The organism is Paenibacillus sp. cl6col, assembly GCF_900102125.1.
Lineage (GTDB): Bacteria > Bacillota > Bacilli > Paenibacillales > Paenibacillaceae > Paenibacillus_B > Paenibacillus_B suaedae.
In genome coordinates this window covers 242,224-261,482 of sequence record NZ_FNAZ01000008.1, presented here as the reverse complement: position 1 = coordinate 261,482, position 19,259 = coordinate 242,224, and the positions used below count along the sequence as shown (strand labels likewise).

Below are 19,259 nucleotides of genomic sequence, written 5' to 3'. Positions count from 1 at the left end.
TGCGAAAGGAGATTCACCTATGTCTAATCGTTCTGGTTCCAACAACTTGGTTGTTCCTCAAGCTACTGCTGCATTGCAGCAAATGAAATTCGAAATTGCTCAGGAGTTGGGCGTTCCAATTCCACAAGACGGCTACTACGGGAACTACACTTCCCGTGATACCGGTTCTATCGGGGGATACATGACGAAGCGTTTGGTGCAAATGGCACAACAATCGCTTTCCGGCGGTTCCCGCTAATCGAAATGCACTAATGATTTGGCTACCCTGCGCGCGGGGTAGCCTTTTATTATGAAAAGTGAGCATCAACAGCATTTGGCCAAAAAAGAAGGTACAGTGGATCCTGTCTTCACAGATTCCCTGTACCTTCTTCTTCTAAGTGCCCTTACACGCCGTTTCTATTCGTATTCCAATCCAAAATGCTTGCCGGAGTGAGTTTTGTTCAGCCAGCCTACGAAATAATCAAGCGTCTCATACTTGGCGTTCATCATGACGACAGCAACGAGGGGGAATTGCTTGCGATGCCTATACCTGACATCGGCCCAGCGAACGGCATATCCATAACCGGTTGGCTCTACCGTTGCACAAGCGTAGCGTGAAATGTACAGGAGCGCTTCTACAGCAGGGTGTTCCTTGGAAGCTTCTACTGCTGGATGCTTATCGCAGTAGGCCGTCTCTGTCCAATGGAGACGATTGTGATTCCAGTTCCCGATTCGGTATGCCCCTTCTGGAAGGGGCTTGACTACATTCCATCTGGATAGCGATACGGTCGGAATAAGTGTATACGTGTCCGAATGGACGTACTCTTCATCGAAGAGCAGCATCTGATCCTTGAGCTTCTTGTGTACAGTTGCCCTCCATAAGAAGTACACAAGGAGCAGCGCATACAGCACGGGAAATACTATTCTTGGTGACAAGACACCCAATCCCCACAATGCTACAGCTACGAGGTGGGAAGAGAAAATAATCGGATCGAACAGCGAGATGAAGTCAAAGGACAGCCATTTGTCTGTGACAGGCCATGCCGCTTGGGTCCCATAGGCATTACACAGATCAGTTATGACGTGTATGACTACGGCGAGAGCGGTCCAGAGCAGAACGTGCCAGAACAAGGCACCCTTGTTCAGCAAAGTCATTAGACCTGCGATAAGCAGTGCCCATATTGGCAGCATCGGGATGGAATGTGAGATGCCTCGATGCTGACGAATATAGGTGGTGTTGTCCTTCAGCTTGAGTGCAACATCCGCGTCTGGAGCCTGTGATCCGAGCAGAACACCGAAGAAGACGGCCGAAGCCGTAGCAGGATGGGTCATGACGGCAGGATCAATGTGTGAGAGTCCGGCAAGTCCCAATCCAATAACAGCATGTGTGCTTGTATCCATATTCGTAATCACCCTCTTGTATTGTGAGCAATTATGTACCAGAATATGACTCATGAGTACAATTCACAAGAAGGATTTAGTGGGGGCAACATAAGAAAGAGGGGGAATCAACCATGAACATTATATTTGTCGAGTATCGAATTGATCCGGACAAGCGAGAAGCATATTTGAAACAGATTACAGAGCGCCTGCAGCCTTTTCCTCAAGTCGTATTATATGAAGGAACTGACCAACCTAACGTATTCGTGGAGCAGTGGATGGATACCACACACGAAGAGTATTTGCAGCTAAGACGGATTCGTCTGGAGGAAACAAGTGAATGGGACGTTATTACCGCTTGCATTCCTGGCGGCAGATCCAAATTGCATATCTGGGAGTTCGCATCAATTTCCAAATAAGTATAGCCACAAACGCTATTGTGAGGAAGATCCAATAGATTGTCAAAATGATGAACGATGCTACGAGACATTGTCAGCAATTGGACGTTTTTGATATGATGAAAATTACAGCGGAAACACAAAGTTTCTGCTCTTGTTTGTACAACACAAGGAGGAACAGGTCATTTTGGATAAACAATATACGTACCAGGCTCCTTCCGACTCTATCCCGCTATCGCCGGAACCGGTGCGGGTCGAATTATGGAAAGAGTTTGTTCAGTTAACGAAGCCGGGCATTATTCGCTCCAACTTAATGGCTGCATTTACAGGGTTTTGGGTGGCAGCCAAATGGGATATTCCGTGGATGACCTTGCTGTGGATGATAATTGGTACAGCACTTACGATGTCGTCCTCATGCGTGTTCAACAACTATTTTGATCGAGATTTCGATATGAAAATGGAACGTACGCGCAATCGATCGCTTCCTACGGGACGTTTACAGCCGAATGTTGTGCTCTGGTATGCCATTATTCTTGGTATTGCAGGTCTGTCGGTCTTGTTCCTGATGACCAATCCATTGACAGGATGGTTTGGCGTTCTGGGCATGTTTGTTTATGTAGTCATTTATACATTATGGTTGAAGCGAACATCGACATGGAGCACCTCTGTTGGGGCCATTTCGGGAGCAATGCCACCCGTTATTGGGTATACATCTGTGACAGGTCAAGTGGATGAAGGGGCTATCCTGTTGTTCCTCATTCTATTCCTGTGGCAGCCGCCTCACTTCTGGGCGCTAGGCATTCGACGTGTTGAAGAATATCGTGCCGCTGGATACCCGCTGCTTCCCGTAGTCAAAGGAATCGAGCGGACGAAGAAGCAAATGATCCCGTATGTTGTGCTGCTTCTGCCGGTTACTTGGCTGTTCTATTCGTATGGCTATGTAAGCTGGATTTACGGGGTATTAGGAACCATTCTTAATGTGATTTGGCTGTATATTTGCATCTCGGGCTTCAAGGCGAAGGACAATGAAGCTTGGGCGAAGCGCAACTTCTTGTTTTCGATTAACTGGTTATTGCTGCACTTGTTCATTCTTGTCTTGGATACGATGGGGAAAATGTAATATCGCATCAAATCGAATTAATTGGAATTCAGCCTGACCACTAAAGGGAGTGTAACGGGAGGAACAGACGATGTCTCAATGGGCGAAGAAGTATTCTTTGCAAATCTTCTTAATGTCACTGGTTGCGGTATTTGCAATTATTGCTGCTTGGTTATACTGGCCGCGTGAAGATTTCAAGAAGGCACCGGATTTTTCTATGCAGAATGTGGATGGAAGCACAGTAAGTCTTGATAGTACGAACGGGAAGGTAAGGCTCTTCTATTTCTATTTCACGAATTGTCCAGACGTCTGTCCGCCGACGACATTTATGCTGTCTGAAGTACAGACTTTACTGCAGGAGAAAGGCGTATTTGGTAAAGAGGCAGGTATCGTATCCATCTCCTTCGATCCGGAGCGGGATACGATGGATGCGATTAAGACGTGGTCGCAGAAATTCAACGCTGACTACTCAGGCTGGTATTTCCTTCGCGGAAAAGAAGAGGACGTGGCCAACATGATGCCAGCGCTGGACTCTGCTGTGATGAAGGATCAGGATGGAAACTTTACACATCTCAATGTCATTACCCTGGTCGATCAGAAGGGCAATATTCGCAAAGCGTATAATGCGAATGATCGGGAGCGAACAACGCCCGAAGTGATTGCGGAAGATGTCATGAAATTAATTAAATAAGAGATTAGTTAAGCGGGGGAAGATCCGGATACACGATGTATTCGTCTAACCCCGCTTTTTCTAATTGTTGGATTAAATACTCATCTGGCGTACCTTCTACTCCAGCATATCCTCGGCGCGTATAGAGATGATCTGCATCCGGGAACGTATCTCGCAGTACAGATCGAATACGTTTCCCAGAAGAGTCATTATCCATAAATAAGTATACGGGCTTATCTCCAACCTGCTTACGCAGTTTTTCTGTGCGATCGGTATTCAATGTCCCGTATGTACACAGGATGTCAACTTTGTCAGCCAGCAGCTTTCGCAAGCGGCTGCGATCGTTTTTGCCTTCTACGATGAGAGCGATTTCCATCGTGTTCACCTTCTTCCTCTATGCGGTACGGGCAGCATTCCGAATCTGATGGAAATGATCCGGCCAGTAATTCTCCCATTATCAATAGTGTACCACGAATGATGAAATCCATTGCGGCGATGCAACGAGAAGCGCATGACAAAATTGGCTTGCCCGTAGGCAAGCCGTATAAGGAGAGAGCAAGATGGGGGGTTACAGCAGAGGAGCACGCAGAATGATGACGAGCAGGATGAACAGGGCGAGAATTACGGTGGTTATTGTCCAGAAGCGTGCGCCGAACGCCAGCTCTGGCCCACCGCCAGGCTCAGTATAATACCCCAACTAGGTTCACCTGCTTTCGTCGGTAGTCATTTCTCATCATTATAGTATGTTCGCGGAATTATCCTGTTCTGTGTATTCACCCATATTTGGGAATATGGGCGCAAACCATGTGAAGGCATCAAGATGCCGGGACAGGACATTCAGCTCTTGTTCTTATGTAGTTGGGTTCGTCGAAGGTGGACGCGTGCTGTGGACAGTCTTCTTCACTAACGATGTAGGCTTGCCTGGCGGGAGCAGCGTAACGGCTGTCATAAGGACGAGAAATGCGATGAAGTACGGCGATAATTGCCCACGGAGCTGCCCGGCAATCATCGGTCCAATGAAGGAGCCGATAGAAGAAGCAATCGATAAAATAGAGAAGATTCGTCCGTATCTGGCCCCGCCGCTCAGCAACAAGAGATGTGCTGATAAAGCCGGTAAAATGATTCCCTTCGTCATCCCGATAAGAAATAAGGAGAGAAGTAAAGGAACAGGCCAGTGAATTGCCAATAGAAAGAACAGAATCGCTAGCGAAAAGGAGCCGAGCCATGTGCGCATATAAGCAGAATAATGATTCAAGAACAACATGCTTAAGGTAAGGAGCGCCCCGAGGCTGATGGCCGAGAACAATACGCCTGTTTTCATTATTGAGGTTAACGCGTCAGCCATAAATGGCAACTCAAAAAATAAGATGCCCTGCGAGCAGGCAATGGCAAGCGGCATAAAGTAGAAGCGCCATGGGATAGCAGGTGCATGCTCAGAAGATGCAGCTGGTGTTGAAGTAGGGATGCTTGGTGCTGTCGTCTTAGAGGAGGGACTTTCACTTTCTTGAACATCTTGAATAAACAGCCATGCCAACATACCAACAAGGATAAGGCCAATGCCCAGCGCTTGGAACGCCATGACGAATCCGATTTGGGAAACGAGATAAGCGCCAGCGGCAGGGGAGACAACAGAGGCTAATGTATGGACGAGCCCATTGCCCGCCATCAACTTGCCTTGATGAACATGATCGCGTGCCATTCGTGCAAGCAGAGACAGGCAAGCAGGGGAGAGGAACGCGAGTACGAATCCGCTTATAGAGCGTAGAATAAGCAGCTGCCATGGGTTGACGACATGGGCCTGAAGCATGAGAATAATGCCGGCTCCAATGAGGCTGAACACGATGAAGATGCGGCTGCCGAAGCGGTCTACTCCGTAACCGGCCATGACGTTGCCAGGCAGATGGGTGAACGAATACATACCCATCATTAATCCGATGAAGGATGGAGCAGCACCAAGAGAGATTGCAAATGGGGTTAGAATGGGGTACTGCGCATGCAAATCGAAAAACGCAACGAATAAAAACAGGTAGAGCCAAAAGACAGAACGCAAGCCAAGTCACCTCCAGATCGCTATGGTATACTTGTACGTATTAGCGGACGAACTTAGTACCCGAATTTGGCTGATGATGTTAGATGGTCTGACTGTTGCATCATATGGGAATGATGTATAATACGCTTTGGAAAGGGTGATTGAAGAAGTGAGTCAACTCGAAATGTGGTTTGAATTTATTAAGCAAAATTGGCTTGTCTTCCTAATCGCACTCATCGTACTGCTCGTAATTGTTAGTTTCGTGAAAACGATGATAAAATGGGCGCTGGTCGTCGTAATTGTCGCTGCTGTAGCCGTCTATAGCGGAATTACGTGGGACGACGTGAACAACGTAGTGACGACAGTGAAGGATGAGACTGTGCTGAAGCTGAAGGATCAAGCGATGAACTCCATGATGGAGGAAGCGAAGAAGGCGACGTTCAAGAGCAATGAGGACGGGACTTATACGATCAAGTCGCCGAATTTGGAGCTTACAGGCACTCCTAACAGTGACAAAGTGAAATTATCGTTCAATGGAGTCTCCCTTGGTGAATGGAGCATGAACGATACGATTCGCGATTTCGTGAAGGAAGCGAAGCAGAACAAATGAGTACCGGATTGCAGTGGGAATGGAACGCGATAACGCTAGTACTGCTTGCGGTCGTGCTTCTTTCCGCAGTTCAAGGGGTGGCGAGAGGCGCTTCGGGGTCCATGCGCCACCTCTTTCTATTTGTTGCTCAGTCGGCCTGCACCATTGCATCGCTTATTCTGTCCTTCGCTGCTGCGATGTGGCTCTCGCCCATGGTACAGCGTCAGTTCGTTGATTGGAATATTGTTATACCCTCCCATGCACTGGCTTGGTGGGAGCAGATCTATTATACCTTCGTGACAGGGATACGGGACTTCGCCCTGCTACGCGTTGCAATCTTATTCGGCATCATCTATATGCTCGTACGAGGAATAATGGGTTGGCTCGTTTCTTTGATCTGGAGCGGGGCTTCTGTGGCGAGTCAAGAAGAAGGAAGCTCATCTTCTCGCTCAGGGTTCATGCAAGTGATTGGCCGTATGGCCAATTGGCTAACGGGTGGTGCAATTGGTGCGCTAATTGGTGGTGTGCGCGCCTTCATCATTATTATGGTGTTATTCGTATATGTTGCCCTTCAGCCTGCTACGAAGGCAAGCGATATCATTCAATCCTCTTCTGCTTATCGTACGGTGGCTAACCAAGTGATCGAGCCGCTTGCGGGGTCATTAATTACAGAGAGTCTGCCTGTCTTCACCTCCCAAATGGGGCAAGAATTCGGAGAACTTCTGCAGCGACGATATGAAGTCATTGATAATCAGATTTCTTCCGATGTGAAGCAAGCCGCGCGTGATGTGACGGCAGGAGCGTCAACCGATGAAGAGAAGGCGCGACGCTTGTATGATTGGGTCGGTTCCCGGGTTCAGTATGATTGGGATAAGGCCAAGCAATACGAGACGAAGCGGATTTGGAAGGAGCAGACCCCGGAAGATACCTTCGCTACGAAGCAGGGGGTATGTATCGATTATGCACGTCTGTATGCAGTTATGGCTCGTTCCTCAGGGCTTCAAGTCAAGGTTGTGACCGGTCTTGGATACAATGGCAATGGCGGCTATGGACCGCATGCCTGGAATGAGGTCTGGCTAAGCGAACAGAAGAAGTGGGTGCCGCTAGATAGCACATGGGCATCATCGGGAGATTGGTTCAATCCTCCTAAGTTCGACACCACTCATATTCCAGATAAGCCATTGACGATAAGATAATTTGCGGCGATGGCGATTAGAAGCTGCACAACCTTTGAATATAGGCAAATCAGTATGGTAAAATAAATAAGATTGTACAGCAAAAGTTAGCAAGAAAGGATGATTGGCATTGAGTCATCCAAATGCGGATGATCCGCAGAAGCGGGAAGTACAGAACCGGCGTACGTTTTCGTTTCGGTTGAACTTATTCTTTTTTATTACATTTTTGATTTTCACCGTGCTTATCGTGAGACTGGCCATTTTGCAATTCGTTGAAGGTCCCGCCCTGAAGGAGAAGGAGTCCCAGCTTGGATTCCGGGAAACGGCGGTACCGCCGCTTCGGGGAACCATATATGATGCTTCGAATACGCGGCTAGCCTATTCTACAGCGTCGCAATCTCTTTACTTCAATGTGGTGAAGAATTACGGGGATCCGAGCAAGAAGATGACGGATGACCAGAAGAAGAATCGAGCTGAGGTAGAGCAGCTTGCGAAGCAGCTCGAGGAAATATTCAAGAAGATAGGCAGTCCTCAAGACAAGCCATTAACAGCTGAAGAAATTTTGAAGCGAATGGACTTGGGTGGAAAGATGAACTTTGTTTTCGTTCCTAGGCTCATTAAATCAGGATTGACGAAGGAAGAGGTTGCTTACTTCCTGGAGCATAAATCGCAGTTCAAAGGCATCGATATCGTCGAGGATAGTGTCCGTAACTATGATAAGGATACGATCGCAGTACAGACGGTCGGTTATTTGAAAAAGTTCAAGGGTGTTCGCGAGCGGATGCCGTTCTACAAGGAACAGTATGAGAAGCAGGAACAGCTTCCTACGGAGAAGGAATACTTGGAATACGAGGATGTTGGCGTTGACGGCATCGAATTGATGTATCAGAACGAGCTGCGCGGTTTGAACGGGGTGAAGAAGTTCCCGGTCAACGTGGCGGGTCGTATTATCGGGCCGATGCAGCTGACGAAGCCGGAGCGCGGCAACAACATACATTTGACGATCCATCGCGATATTCAGAAGGCAACAGAGAAATCGATCATAGATACACTGGAGAAGATTCGCAATTCCTCGAACCGCATTGAGTATGCGCCAAATGCCCGTACTGGTTATGCAGTTGCGATGGAAGTGGATACCGGTAATATCGTGTCGATTGCCAGTATGCCGGATTATGACCCGAATGTATGGCGCAACGGCCAAATCAGCGTCGAGGATTATGAGAAGATCCAGTTTTATATGGGAAATGGGGCCGTTCGCGAAGTCTATGGTCCGTATAATGATGACAAGGAGCGCGGACGTCATCCAACTTCCCTTGTCTATCTTGGATCTACGATGAAGCCATTGTCGGTTCTCGTCGGGTTGAAAGAAAGATTGTTCGGTCCATGGGAAGATTACTATGACAAAGGTTACGGTGAATTCGGACGCCGCGGCCATGAGACGAAGGTATGGAACTCAAGCAAAACGTCTTACGGTTATATGGATGCAGCAAAAGCCTTGAAAGTATCTTCTAACGCCTTTATGGTGGATATGATTGGTAAGAGGCTCTTCTCCCTTTCCGACAGAAACGGTTTGGAATTGTGGGATAAATACATGGAAGCCTTTGGTCTTGGCGTGAAGACAGATAGCGGCTTGCCTGGTGAATCCGCAGGATTGAAGGACTATCTGGTAGAGGCGGAGCGCAACAATGCACAGTCCGCTCTCGTATACGCCTCCTTCGGTCAGCAAGGGAAGTATACAACCTTGCAGCTCGCTCAATATGCAGCTACCCTAGCGAATCATGGTAAGCGCATTAAGCCGCAATTCGTAAGCAAGATTACAGATGGGGATGGCAAGGTAGTCAAGTCATTCGGTCGTGAAGTGTTAAATGAGACGAATTTCGATGACACGCACTGGCGTGTCGTTGAAGAAGGGATGTCGAAGGTTAACGTTCACGGTTTTGATGGATTCCCATATTCGTTCTATAGAAAGACGGGTACATCGCAGCAAGATATAGCAGGGAAAAGACTAGAAAACGCCGTGTTCATTGCCTATGCGCCGGCGGATAAGCCGAAGCTTGCGGTTGCGGTTGTCGTACCAGAGGGCGGATATGGTTCCTACGGGGCAGCTCCGATCGCGCGTGCTATGTTCGATGCGTATGATGAGGTATACGGACTGACGGGTACGCCGAAGAAGAAGCAAGTTACAGGTGGCGAATCTACGGATGCAGCTAACAACAATCAATAAGCAGGAGGAATCGCTGCGTTCAGTGGCAATGATGAATTTCTGAGCGTTGCAAGCCTCAAAATAAAGACTTTTTCATATCGTACATGGTGTCACCGATCAGGGAGCACATCGCATACGATATGGAAAAGTCTTTTCTTTTTGCAAAACTATATGTCTAGGGAAAGAATTTTTTTTATACAAAAATAGTTGCATTAGGGAAACATATTTGTGTATATTAAACAATGATCAGTGATAAACGTAATCATTACAAAAAAACATTGGGCATTTATGTGGGAGGGAACGAAAGATGACGAAGGCAGCTGAAAGACCGAATGGGAAGTTCAAAATGAATTCGGCGTTGAAGCGGTTGGTTATGACGATATTGTTCTTAAGCGTAGCTGTAGGATTAGCAGCATGTGGCGGCAGCACAAAGGAGGGCAAGACAGAGGGAACTGCAACGTCCGCCGATGCTCATCCAATCAAGGTAACAACTACGATTGGCATGATTGCTGACGTGGTGAAAGAGGTAGGAGGAGAACGTGTTGATGTGATTGGGTTGATGGGGCCAGGGGTTGACCCTCACTTATACAAGGCGTCCCAAGGAGACATTAAGAAGCTGGATGATGCGGACATCGTATTCTACAACGGCTTGCATTTGGAAGGGAAGATGGTCGATATTTTGGAGAAAATGAGCGATAGCAAGACGACGGTTCCCGTCTCCAGAACAATTTCGGAATCTGAGCTGCTCGCAGATCCAACATTAGCACAATCGCATGATCCGCATATTTGGTTCAATGTGCAGAATTGGATCAAGGCGACAGAGGTCATTCGTGACACGCTGGTGGAATATGATGCGGCACATGCAGAAGCCTATAAGCAGCGTGCAGAGGCATATGTAAGCAAGCTGCAAGAGCTTGATGCGTATGTACACAAGCGGATAGAAGAGATTCCGGAAGGGAGCCGCGTGCTCGTGACGGCGCATGACGCGTTCGGATATTTTGGCAAGGCGTACGGCATGAAGGTTATGGGGCTTCAAGGAATCAGCACGGCTTCTGAATACGGAAGCAAGGATGTATCCGATCTTCGCGATTATCTGGTGGACAATAAGATTAAGGCAGTTTTTATTGAATCGAGTGTACCGAAGAAGGCAATTGAGGCGGTCATCGAAGGAGCGAAGAAAAAAGGCCATGAGGTCGTCATTGGCGGTGAATTATTCTCGGATGCAATGGGCGAGCCGGGGACAAAAGAGGGGACTTATATAGGCATGGTTCGCTTCAACGTCAATACGATCGTCGATGCACTGAAGTAATGTACATAACTTCGAGATATATAACACGGTAGGAGAGGAGCGAAATGAGCATGATGGATAAGGGGAATACGCCGCTTCGTGTGAGCGGCTTAACTGTTGCATACCAGAAGAAGCCCGTGCTTCGCAATGTTAGCTTTACGATACCGGAGGGGAATTTAATCGGCATTATCGGCCCGAATGGTGCAGGGAAATCTACACTTATTAAATCTGTGCTTGGATTAATTCCTCGAGTAAGCGGAGAGGTGAATATATTCGGTAAGCCTTACTCGGAAAGCCGCAAACGGGTAGGCTACGTCCCACAGCGCGAATCTGTGGATTGGGATTTCCCCACGAACGCACTCGATGTTGTAATGATGGGCCGTTACGGACACTTAGGATGGTTCAAGCGACCGGGCGCGAAGGAGAAGGAGATTGCGCTCGATTGTCTGGCCAAGGTGGGGATGGCGGATTTTGCAGATCGGCAAATAAGTCAGCTGTCCGGCGGACAACAGCAACGTGTATTCCTAGCAAGGGCGCTTGCCCAAAATGCGGACATCTATTTTATGGATGAGCCGTTCGTTGGTGTAGATGCGATGACGGAGAAGGCGATCATTACATTATTAAATGAATTGAAGCGTCAGGGGAAGACCGTGCTTGTCGTCCATCACGACTTGGCAACAGTGAAGGAATACTTCGATTGGGTAATGCTTCTGAATGTAGAATTGGTTGCCTGTGGAGAAACAGAAAAAATATTTAACACAAGCATGTTGCAGCAAACCTATGGCGGTAGACTTACCGTGTTGGATCAAAATGCGGGTGCCGTCATGGTAGGAACGAGGTGAGTGCAATGTTCGGAATATCTTGGGACGTGTTGCGTGATCCGAATACACAGTGGATTCTCGTCGGTTGTTTGCTGCTCGGTCTCATGAGTGGCATTGTGGGCAGCTTCGCTTATTTGCGGAAGCAGAGTCTGGTTGGGGATACGCTCGCGCATGCTGCGCTGCCAGGCATATGCATTGCTTTTATGCTCACTGGGGTTAAATCGCTGCCCTTATTTTTCCTAGGGGCCTTCTTATCCGGTATGTTGGCAACAGCGGGAATTTCAATCGTGACGCGCTATACGCGCATCAAAGCGGATGCGGCAATGGGGATCATGCTGTCGGTGTTCTTCGGTGTAGGCATTGTGTTGCTGACGCAAATTCAACATTCCAGCTACGGTAACCAAAGCGGGCTCGACAAGTTTCTGTTCGGCCAAGCAGCTTCCATGATGCAGAGTGATGTCTATACGATGGCAGGCGTGTCGCTGCTTATTATTGTGGCATGCAGCCTGCTGTTCAAGGAATTCAAGCTGCTCAGCTTCGATCCTGGCTTTGCGCGCGGACTCGGGTTTCCGGTTGGCGTGCTGGAGCAGCTGCTTATGCTGTTTACCGTAATTGCCGTCGTTGTTGGCATTCAGGCAGTCGGCGTTGTGCTTGTTGCGGCACTATTGATTACTCCTGCCGTATCTGCACGCTATTGGACCGATCGACTCGGATTAATGGTGCTGCTCAGCGGGCTGTTTGGAGCAGTAAGCGGCATTATTGGCACACTTGTCAGTACGACGACGAGCAATTTACCTACTGGCCCGCTCAGTGTATTGGCTGCAACCTTCGTCTTCTGCTGCTCGGTTGTATTTGCCCCGCACCGCGGTGTGCTTGCGAAATGGATTCGTCGGATCCGTAACCATCAATCGATTCGGGTGGAGGAACGAATTCGTCTAGAGGAGACGGAGCCTCGATTGCGAAAGGAGGCGTCGTTGTGACAGACCTATGGATTATACTGACCGGTGCGCTAGTAGCTGCAACTTGCGGGATATTGGGCTGCTTCCTCGTGCTTCGCAAAATGTCCATGATCGGGGATGCCATCAGCCATTCCGTGCTTCCCGGCATCGTTATAGCCTTCATGCTAAGCGGCTCACGTGATTCGTTCGTCATGCTGCTGGGTGCGTCCGCAGTAGGCTTAGTAACGGTATTTCTCATTCAGCTGTTTCAAAATAGCGGCGTGCAATCGGATGCATCAATTGGAGTGGTATTTACCGCATTATTCGCGGTTGGCGTTGTGCTCGTAAGCTTGAATGCACGCAATGTGGATCTGGATTTGGATTGTGTTCTGTTTGGTGAAATCGCTTATGTCCATTGGAATACAACGACCTTGTTCGGCATCGACATGGTGCCGAAGGCTGTATGGATACTCAGTTTTACACTGCTAGTGATATTGCTCGTTATCGGGTTGTTCTATAAGCAGTTCAAAATATGTGCATTCGATCCGGCGATGGCTATCGCCTGCGGCATACCTGTTGCGTTATTTCATTATTTGCTGATGGGACTCGTGTCCATGACGACAGTGGCTTCATTTGAAAGTGTAGGAGCTATCCTTGTCGTCGGCATGCTTATCGTTCCAGCTTCCACCGCCTACTTGCTAACGGAGCGCTTGAGTCTCATGATTGTGTACAGTGTGGCCATTGGAATTGGATGTGCAATAGCTGGCTACTACCTGTCCTCCTTATTGGATGCGTCAATAGCGGGAATGATGGTCACGGTAGCGGGCGCATTGTTCATACTTGCCTTTCTGTTGTCCCCGACTCATGGAATGCTGGCACGCGTGTTGAAGCGTCGTCGGATTGCAGAGATGACTGCTTAGAAGCAGCTTAGGAACACCCTTTGCTCCTGATTATGGAGAGGGGTGTTTTTTTGTTATTGCCAGATAGGAACCATTGCGTAAGCGGCCTCTTTGTAAAGGAAAGGAATTCTTTGTTGTAAATGCCTGCATATGATACAATGGCGTTATGCAAATTTGTGCACGACAATGATTGACAATGAGTGTTACAAGCTTCGACAAATAACGAATCACAACTCGTCTGAAGCGGAACGCATCAGAGACAGGAGTGACGGATGAGATGAGTAAATATAAGTTGTTGGCTCTCGATATGGATGGAACGGTATTGGATGATGATCAGCGCATTTCCAAGGAAAATGCTGATGCCATCCGCAGTGCTTGCGATGAGGGAATTACGGTTATCTTCTCCACTGGCCGCGCGTTCGTCAATGCACTTCCTTATGCGGAAGAACTAGGATTGAATGCTCCAATGATAACAGTCAATGGGAGTGAAGTGTGGAAGAATACACGTGAGCTGCACTTGCGTCATCTCTTGGATCGCGAGGCAGTGAAGCGCATGCACGCGATGTCCGAGGAGCATAATGTGTGGTTCTGGGCTTATTCGACGGAACGATTGTACAACAAAGAGAATTGGGGAGCCGATATCGAGGCTGAGGAATGGCTGAAGTTCGGCTACTTTACGAAGGATGATCGTGTGCGCGAAATTCTGTGGCGCGAACTGCGCGCCATGGGCGGATTGGAATTGACCAATTCCTCGCCACATAATATTGAGATTAATCCTGGAGGAGTCAACAAGGCAACGGGAATACAAACTGTATGCGAGCTTATTGGCTGCGAGATGTCGCAAGTGGTTGCTGTAGGCGACAGCTTGAATGATATGGCCGCGATTCAAGCGGCAGGGCTTGGTGTAGCTATGGGGAATGCGCAGGACGAAGTGAAGCAGGTTGCGGACATCGTCGTACGAACGAACAACGAGCATGGTGTTGCCCAAGTCATTAGGGAGTATATGCTGTAATCGATTGTTCACGAGCGTTTATTCTCGTGCAAGGTGGTGGAACGGATGGTTATTTTCGGTTGGATTAGTGTGATAGTCCTGTTTCTTGTCGGTATGGCAGGGGCTATCTATCCGATTTTACCAGGTGCGTTGGCAATCTATGCAGCTTTCTTTGTGTATGGATTATGCATTAGCTTTGAACCCTTCGGGTTCTGGTTCTGGGCGATTCAGACGATTATTGTAGCTGTGCTGTTTATTGCCGATTACGTGGTCAATGCCTGGGGCGTCAAGCGATTCGGAGGCTCTAAGGCTTCGATTATCGGGAGTACAATAGGGGTCATCATCGGCCCGTTCGTCATTCCGGCGTTCGGTCTTATACTTGGGCCTCTCTTAGGCGCGTTTATCGGGGAACTTATGACAGGAGCGAGTATGGATAAATCGACAAAATCGGCCATTGGTGCGGTTGTCGGACTATTTACGAGCATTGTCGTAAAATTTGCGCTGCAAATCGTGATGATTGTCCTGTTCTTCCTTTGGTTGTAAATGTTTTAATAGAAAAGGTGTCCATAAGACGGTCTGACGGTCTGATATAGACTAGGGCTGTCTTATGGAGCGGCTTCCTGCTCTTTGGAGAAAATACGGTGGCTTTTGCCATGATGAATAGAATTGAATGTAGTATGTTCGGACGGGATATTAGGATACGGGCTAGCATACAGAAAGAAGGGAAACGTTTGGCAAAGGAATCATTTATTAAAGGAACGCTCATTATTGCAGCGGCTACCCTCGTCGCTCGCGTCTTAGGGCTCTTTCAGCGCGTTCCGCTTGAGCATATGCTCGGTTCTGTGGGTAATGCCTCTTTTGCTGCCTCACAGACAGTCTATTTGATGATACTTGCAATAGCGACAGCAGGTATTCCGAGTACATTAAGCAAGATGGTATCCGAACGCTACGCGCTGAATAAGGTGCGCGAAGCGGAGCGGGTCTATTATGCTGCGCTGCTGTTCGGACTCATATCCGGTGTGATTACAACCTTGCTGCTCATCGCGTTCGCAGGTGTGTATGCGGATATGATTCAGCTGCCTGAGGCTGCACTTGCTATTCGTGCATTAGCACCTGCGCTGCTGTTGTTCCCAGTCATTGCCATGATGCGCGGGTATACGCAAGGGCGCAATATGATGCAGGCAAGCGGTGTATCGCAGATCGTAGAGCAGGTTTTACGTGTTCTTACGGCGATCGGACTTGCCTATATCTTGATGAGCACGGGGCAGAACCAAGAGTGGATCGCAGCAGGTGCTTCCTTCGGCGGTGTGCTAGGGAGTGTCGGCGCATTCATTATTATGATCTATTACTTGCGCAAGCTGCGTCAGGCAGATCGGGAAGCTGGAGTACGCGCACGCCGCAGAGGTGCGAAGAAAGTACCGCTTAGCGATATTTTCCGTTCTATTTTCGCGATGTCCGTACCGATTGTATTGTCTTCACTTGCCGTACCGGCTGTTAACTTTATTGATACGTCCATCACGATTCCACTTCTCTCACCGGAAGTTGGGGTAGATGAGGCGAAGCATCTGTATGGTATCCTTGGTCAGCGTGCACAATCGATCGCTGGCATTCCGCCAATTCTGGCGATTGCGTTAAGCACGTCGCTCATCCCGGTCATTTCCGCTGCCTTTGCGAAGCGGGATATGGTTCACTTGAAGCGGCAGACTACAATGGCAATGCGTATTTCCGTATTGAGTGGCATGCCGATCGTATTGGCTCTAGCGGTTGCAGCATATTCCGTGAACGGTTTCTTGTTCAGTACGTTGGACGGTGCAGGCATTATTGCAGCGTTGACGCTCGGTACGATATTCCAAATTACGATGATGACGTCAAGCTCGATTCTAATTGGACTTGGCAAGCCTTATATTGCCATGATCAGTGTAACATTAGGTATTATTATTAAGCTTATTGCCAGCTTCTCGCTTGTTCACTTCTTTGGTATTTACGGCATTATTGGAGGAACAGCATTAAGCTTCCTGCTTATTACATGGCTCAATCTTCGTGTCATGAAGAAGGTTGTTCCGTTCTCGGTACTAGGCAATCGCTGGATAGGCTTCCTGATGACCATCGTGCTGTCGGGTGGCGTAGGATATGGCTGCGAATGGTTGGGCGAGCAATTAGTGGGCATCTTGCCGGCCAAGCTTGCCTTCATGTTCACGGCAGGTGTTGTAGGCGTGGGGGTAGTAGCTCTGTTCGTTGTTGGGCTGGTTGCTTTCCGCGTTATTCGATATGATGAGCTTTCGGGTTATCCGCGTGCGGTTCAGAAGGTACTGCGTCCATTGATGCGATTGCAGGGAGAACGTGGTTAATTCACATACGCGCTATTTATAGCGTAGTGAGAATAAAAAAATTGACAAGCTCCACGAAGGAAGCGCAAGCGATGCACTTCCTTCATGGAGCTTTTTTTGTCGTACACCAGGGTGCACAAGGGAAAGGAAGCGATACGGGAGGATACAAGGATGATATGGTGTTAATTACCATATGTTGATTTTGTAACAATGTATAAACTTTTACCGTTTTATACCGATATACCAAACGTATTTTGGCAACGAGACTTGGCAAGCAAAGGGGTGTCAACATGAAGAGGTTTATTCAGTGGACTACAGGAATACAACAATCCTTACAAAAGAAAATAATATGCTTACTTGCGTTATTTATTGTCGTTCCTACGATTATTCTTATCATTATCCTGACAGGTACGGCAGCAAGCAATACGAAAGACATGGTCTACAATCAAGTGAATGGGGCTACCCAATCCATTGTCGGTATGCTGGATGACATGTATGATTCAAATGCCTATACGGTAAACAGCCTGGCTGACAGCATTAGTAAGAATTCGCAACAAAAGGACTGGATCCATGATCGGATGCTGGAGATTGCCAAAGATATTGAGAATATATATGCGGCATATGTCTTTGTAGATAATCAATACATACACAGTTCTAATGACAGTGATGAGACGATTGATGCGATGAAGCGGGACTGGTATCAGCAGGCAAAGAAAAGTGCTGGGAAAGTAATTGTGACGAAGCCGTATCGCGATGCGATAACGAATGATTTGGTAGTTACGTTCGCTAAAGAGCTCCCAGGGAAGAATGGAGTTGTTGCCATTGATGTGGCAATCGATCGGATTAACAAGGCTGTAGAGAAATACAAAGTAGGGAAAAGCGGTTATATCAGCCTGGTTGACAAGGATAATCAGGTCGTAACGCATCCGGTGTACAAGCAGGGGACGGTTCTGGACGAAGCTACGTACGGAGAGCTTGCCACAGCGAAAGACAACGGCTCATATAAGTCGAATGCGGCAGGAAGAAATGAGTTCGTCAGTTACGACAAACGCAACAAAATGGGACTGAACATCGTCTCGGTCATCGCCTTGTCGGAAATCAACAGCCAAGCCAACTACATTTTTATTGTCGCATCCATCTTCCTAGTCGTTCTTATCGCATTAATGGGACTATTTTTATGGCGGTTTGTAAAGAGTATTATTCGTCCCGTTCTCCGCGTGCAGCAGCTGACGGAACGGATTGCTGCGGGTGACTTCACAGAACGGATTCCGGAGTCGGATCGCAGCGATGAGATTGGACGCTTGGAGAAAAACTCCAACACGATGGCACAGTCCTTGACTGATGTTCTGCTTCGCATTCGCGAAGTGTCCGAGACGGTTGCAGCTTCTGCTGAAGAGCTCTCCGCTAATACAGAAGAGAATGTAGCGTCCCTGCAGCAGGTTGCTGCCTCTTATCAGGAGGTGTCTGCACAATCATCCCTCCTTAATGATCGTCTCAAAGCGGTTCGCTCTGATGCGCATCAGTCAGGCCGCCAGTTGAAGGAAGTTACCGAACTGGTTAATCTGTCCTCTGAGGCTGCTAATGATATGAGTGAATGGGCAGTACGAGGAGAGCAGGCGTTGAGCAGTGTACGCTCGCAAATGAATGCAATTACAGAACATACAGAGTTGGCGACCAAGGAAACGGAGCAGTTGATTGAGCAGTCTCAGCATATTCGCCGTATTGTCGTATTCATTCAAGAGTTGTCTGCACAAACGAAGCTGCTTGCCCTGAATGCGGCGATTGAAGCTGCACATGCGGGCGAGCATGGCCGTGGATTCGCAGTTGTAGCTGATGAGGTTCGCAAGCTGGCAGAGCAGACGAATGAAGCGGCTGGGCAAATTACAGGCATGATTCAGCATATTCATGAACGTTCTGAAGCGGTATGGACAGCAATGCAGAACGGTTCAGCCTCGGTAGAGGAAGGTCAGCAGGTGACGAAGACGGTGACGAGCAGCTTCGCCGACATGTTCGCGGCAGTTGATGAAATGAACGTACAACTGAGTCATATTGCACAAATGAGCACTCAACTCACTAGTGCCAATGGTACGATGATCACTTCGTTCGATGAAGCGAGTGAAATGACTAATACAACGCTGCTTGAAATGGAAAATGTGGCGGCAGCGGGTGAACAGCAAAATGCAGCCATGCAGGAAATGGCTTCGTACGCGAACCACTTGGCTACCATTGCTGATGATTTGCAGCAGTTGTCTGCGAAGTTCAAGGCATAGCTTGCCTTGCTAGGTGCGGCGTTACGGATGCATATAGATATACAAATAACGGAGAGCACTTGAACCGCGCCGCGGTTCGAGTGCTTTTTTTGTTGTCCTATCGGTTCACTTCTTCCCAGCAGCATCCATTTCGAAATAGCCCATGTGCAGAGCAAGGTCATGGAGTGCGTTCATGTCTGTACCGTTATGCAACTGATTTGCAA

Annotated in this window: 19 protein-coding genes; 15 read left to right on the top strand and 4 right to left on the bottom strand. The window is 48.2% G+C overall.

Features of this window, described 5'->3' with window-relative positions:
- The first annotated feature begins 19 nt into the window (after positions 1-19).
- The gene (locus BLS15_RS21035) at positions 20-238 is read left to right on the top strand and encodes an alpha/beta-type small acid-soluble spore protein (RefSeq protein ID WP_005551143.1); all 219 of its coding nucleotides are present in this window, start codon (positions 20-22) and stop codon (positions 236-238) included.
- A 158-nt stretch (positions 239-396) separates the two neighbouring features.
- Here BLS15_RS21035 and BLS15_RS21030 read toward each other — a convergent pair whose 3' ends face one another.
- The gene (locus BLS15_RS21030; RefSeq protein WP_021254258.1) at positions 397-1,380 is read right to left on the bottom strand and encodes a metal-dependent hydrolase; all 984 of its coding nucleotides are present in this window, start codon (positions 1,378-1,380) and stop codon (positions 397-399) included.
- A 113-nt stretch (positions 1,381-1,493) separates the two neighbouring features.
- Between BLS15_RS21030 and BLS15_RS21025 the strand changes: the two genes are divergently transcribed.
- The 3 genes from BLS15_RS21025 to BLS15_RS21015 all read left to right on the top strand — a co-directional run bounded on the left by BLS15_RS21025 (position 1,494) and on the right by BLS15_RS21015 (position 3,547).
- Positions 1,494-1,778: a hypothetical protein gene (locus BLS15_RS21025; RefSeq protein WP_021254257.1), complete on the top strand. Its 285-nt coding sequence runs from the start codon at positions 1,494-1,496 to the stop codon at positions 1,776-1,778.
- A 166-nt stretch (positions 1,779-1,944) separates the two neighbouring features.
- Complete coding sequence (cyoE, locus tag BLS15_RS21020) at positions 1,945-2,877, top strand: heme o synthase (RefSeq protein ID WP_021254256.1); 933 nt, start codon at positions 1,945-1,947, stop codon at positions 2,875-2,877.
- A gap of 70 nt (positions 2,878-2,947) precedes the next feature.
- A complete protein-coding gene (locus BLS15_RS21015; protein ID WP_021254255.1) occupies positions 2,948-3,547 on the top strand; it encodes an SCO family protein in 600 nt (199 codons plus the stop codon).
- A gap of 4 nt (positions 3,548-3,551) precedes the next feature.
- Here the strand turns inward: BLS15_RS21015 and BLS15_RS21010 are convergent, their stop codons facing one another.
- The 3 genes from BLS15_RS21010 to BLS15_RS21000 all read right to left on the bottom strand — a co-directional run bounded on the left by BLS15_RS21010 (position 3,552) and on the right by BLS15_RS21000 (position 5,576).
- Entirely contained in the window at positions 3,552-3,902 is a 351-nt protein-coding gene (locus BLS15_RS21010; RefSeq protein ID WP_021254254.1) for a toprim domain-containing protein, read from the bottom strand.
- A 192-nt stretch (positions 3,903-4,094) separates the two neighbouring features.
- Complete coding sequence (locus BLS15_RS29870; RefSeq protein WP_260612440.1) at positions 4,095-4,223, bottom strand: hypothetical protein; 129 nt, start codon at positions 4,221-4,223, stop codon at positions 4,095-4,097.
- A gap of 153 nt (positions 4,224-4,376) precedes the next feature.
- Positions 4,377-5,576 carry an MFS transporter gene (locus BLS15_RS21000; protein WP_028533698.1) on the bottom strand — a complete coding sequence of 400 codons (1,200 nt, stop codon included), beginning with the start codon at positions 5,574-5,576 and terminating at the stop codon, positions 4,377-4,379.
- Between the two features lie 148 nt (positions 5,577-5,724).
- Between BLS15_RS21000 and BLS15_RS20995 the strand changes: the two genes are divergently transcribed.
- The 11 genes from BLS15_RS20995 (at position 5,725) to BLS15_RS20945 (ending at position 19,056) form a co-directional block, all read left to right on the top strand.
- Positions 5,725-6,165 carry a hypothetical protein gene (locus BLS15_RS20995; RefSeq protein WP_021254252.1) on the top strand — a complete coding sequence of 147 codons (441 nt, stop codon included), beginning with the start codon at positions 5,725-5,727 and terminating at the stop codon, positions 6,163-6,165.
- A complete protein-coding gene (locus BLS15_RS20990; RefSeq protein WP_021254251.1) occupies positions 6,162-7,340 on the top strand; it encodes a transglutaminase domain-containing protein in 1,179 nt (392 codons plus the stop codon). Before BLS15_RS20995 ends, BLS15_RS20990 begins: the two co-directional genes overlap by 4 nt.
- A gap of 109 nt (positions 7,341-7,449) precedes the next feature.
- Entirely contained in the window at positions 7,450-9,543 is a 2,094-nt protein-coding gene (locus BLS15_RS20985; RefSeq protein WP_028533699.1) for a peptidoglycan D,D-transpeptidase FtsI family protein, read from the top strand.
- A 286-nt stretch (positions 9,544-9,829) separates the two neighbouring features.
- Complete coding sequence (locus BLS15_RS20980; RefSeq protein WP_090513634.1) at positions 9,830-10,831, top strand: metal ABC transporter solute-binding protein, Zn/Mn family; 1,002 nt, start codon at positions 9,830-9,832, stop codon at positions 10,829-10,831.
- Positions 10,832-10,881: 50 nt separating this feature from the next.
- A complete protein-coding gene (locus BLS15_RS20975) occupies positions 10,882-11,652 on the top strand; it encodes a metal ABC transporter ATP-binding protein (protein WP_090513654.1) in 771 nt (256 codons plus the stop codon).
- A 5-nt stretch (positions 11,653-11,657) separates the two neighbouring features.
- Positions 11,658-12,611: a metal ABC transporter permease gene (locus BLS15_RS20970; protein WP_028533702.1), complete on the top strand. Its 954-nt coding sequence runs from the start codon at positions 11,658-11,660 to the stop codon at positions 12,609-12,611.
- Positions 12,608-13,489 carry a metal ABC transporter permease gene (locus tag BLS15_RS20965; RefSeq protein ID WP_072730692.1) on the top strand — a complete coding sequence of 294 codons (882 nt, stop codon included), beginning with the start codon at positions 12,608-12,610 and terminating at the stop codon, positions 13,487-13,489. Before BLS15_RS20970 ends, BLS15_RS20965 begins: the two co-directional genes overlap by 4 nt.
- Before the next feature lie 256 nt (positions 13,490-13,745).
- Positions 13,746-14,480: a Cof-type HAD-IIB family hydrolase gene (locus BLS15_RS20960; RefSeq protein WP_028533704.1), complete on the top strand. Its 735-nt coding sequence runs from the start codon at positions 13,746-13,748 to the stop codon at positions 14,478-14,480.
- Positions 14,481-14,525: 45 nt separating this feature from the next.
- Positions 14,526-15,002, top strand: a complete 477-nt coding sequence (locus BLS15_RS20955; protein ID WP_028533705.1) for a DUF456 domain-containing protein — start codon at positions 14,526-14,528, stop codon at positions 15,000-15,002.
- Positions 15,003-15,136: 134 nt separating this feature from the next.
- Positions 15,137-16,807, top strand: a complete 1,671-nt coding sequence (locus BLS15_RS20950) for a putative polysaccharide biosynthesis protein (protein ID WP_051240322.1) — start codon at positions 15,137-15,139, stop codon at positions 16,805-16,807.
- 269 nt (positions 16,808-17,076) lie between these two features.
- On the top strand, positions 17,077-19,056 hold the full coding sequence (locus BLS15_RS20945; RefSeq protein WP_028533706.1) for a methyl-accepting chemotaxis protein: 1,980 nt from the start codon (positions 17,077-17,079) through the stop codon (positions 19,054-19,056).
- Positions 19,057-19,259: the final 203 nt, after the last annotated feature.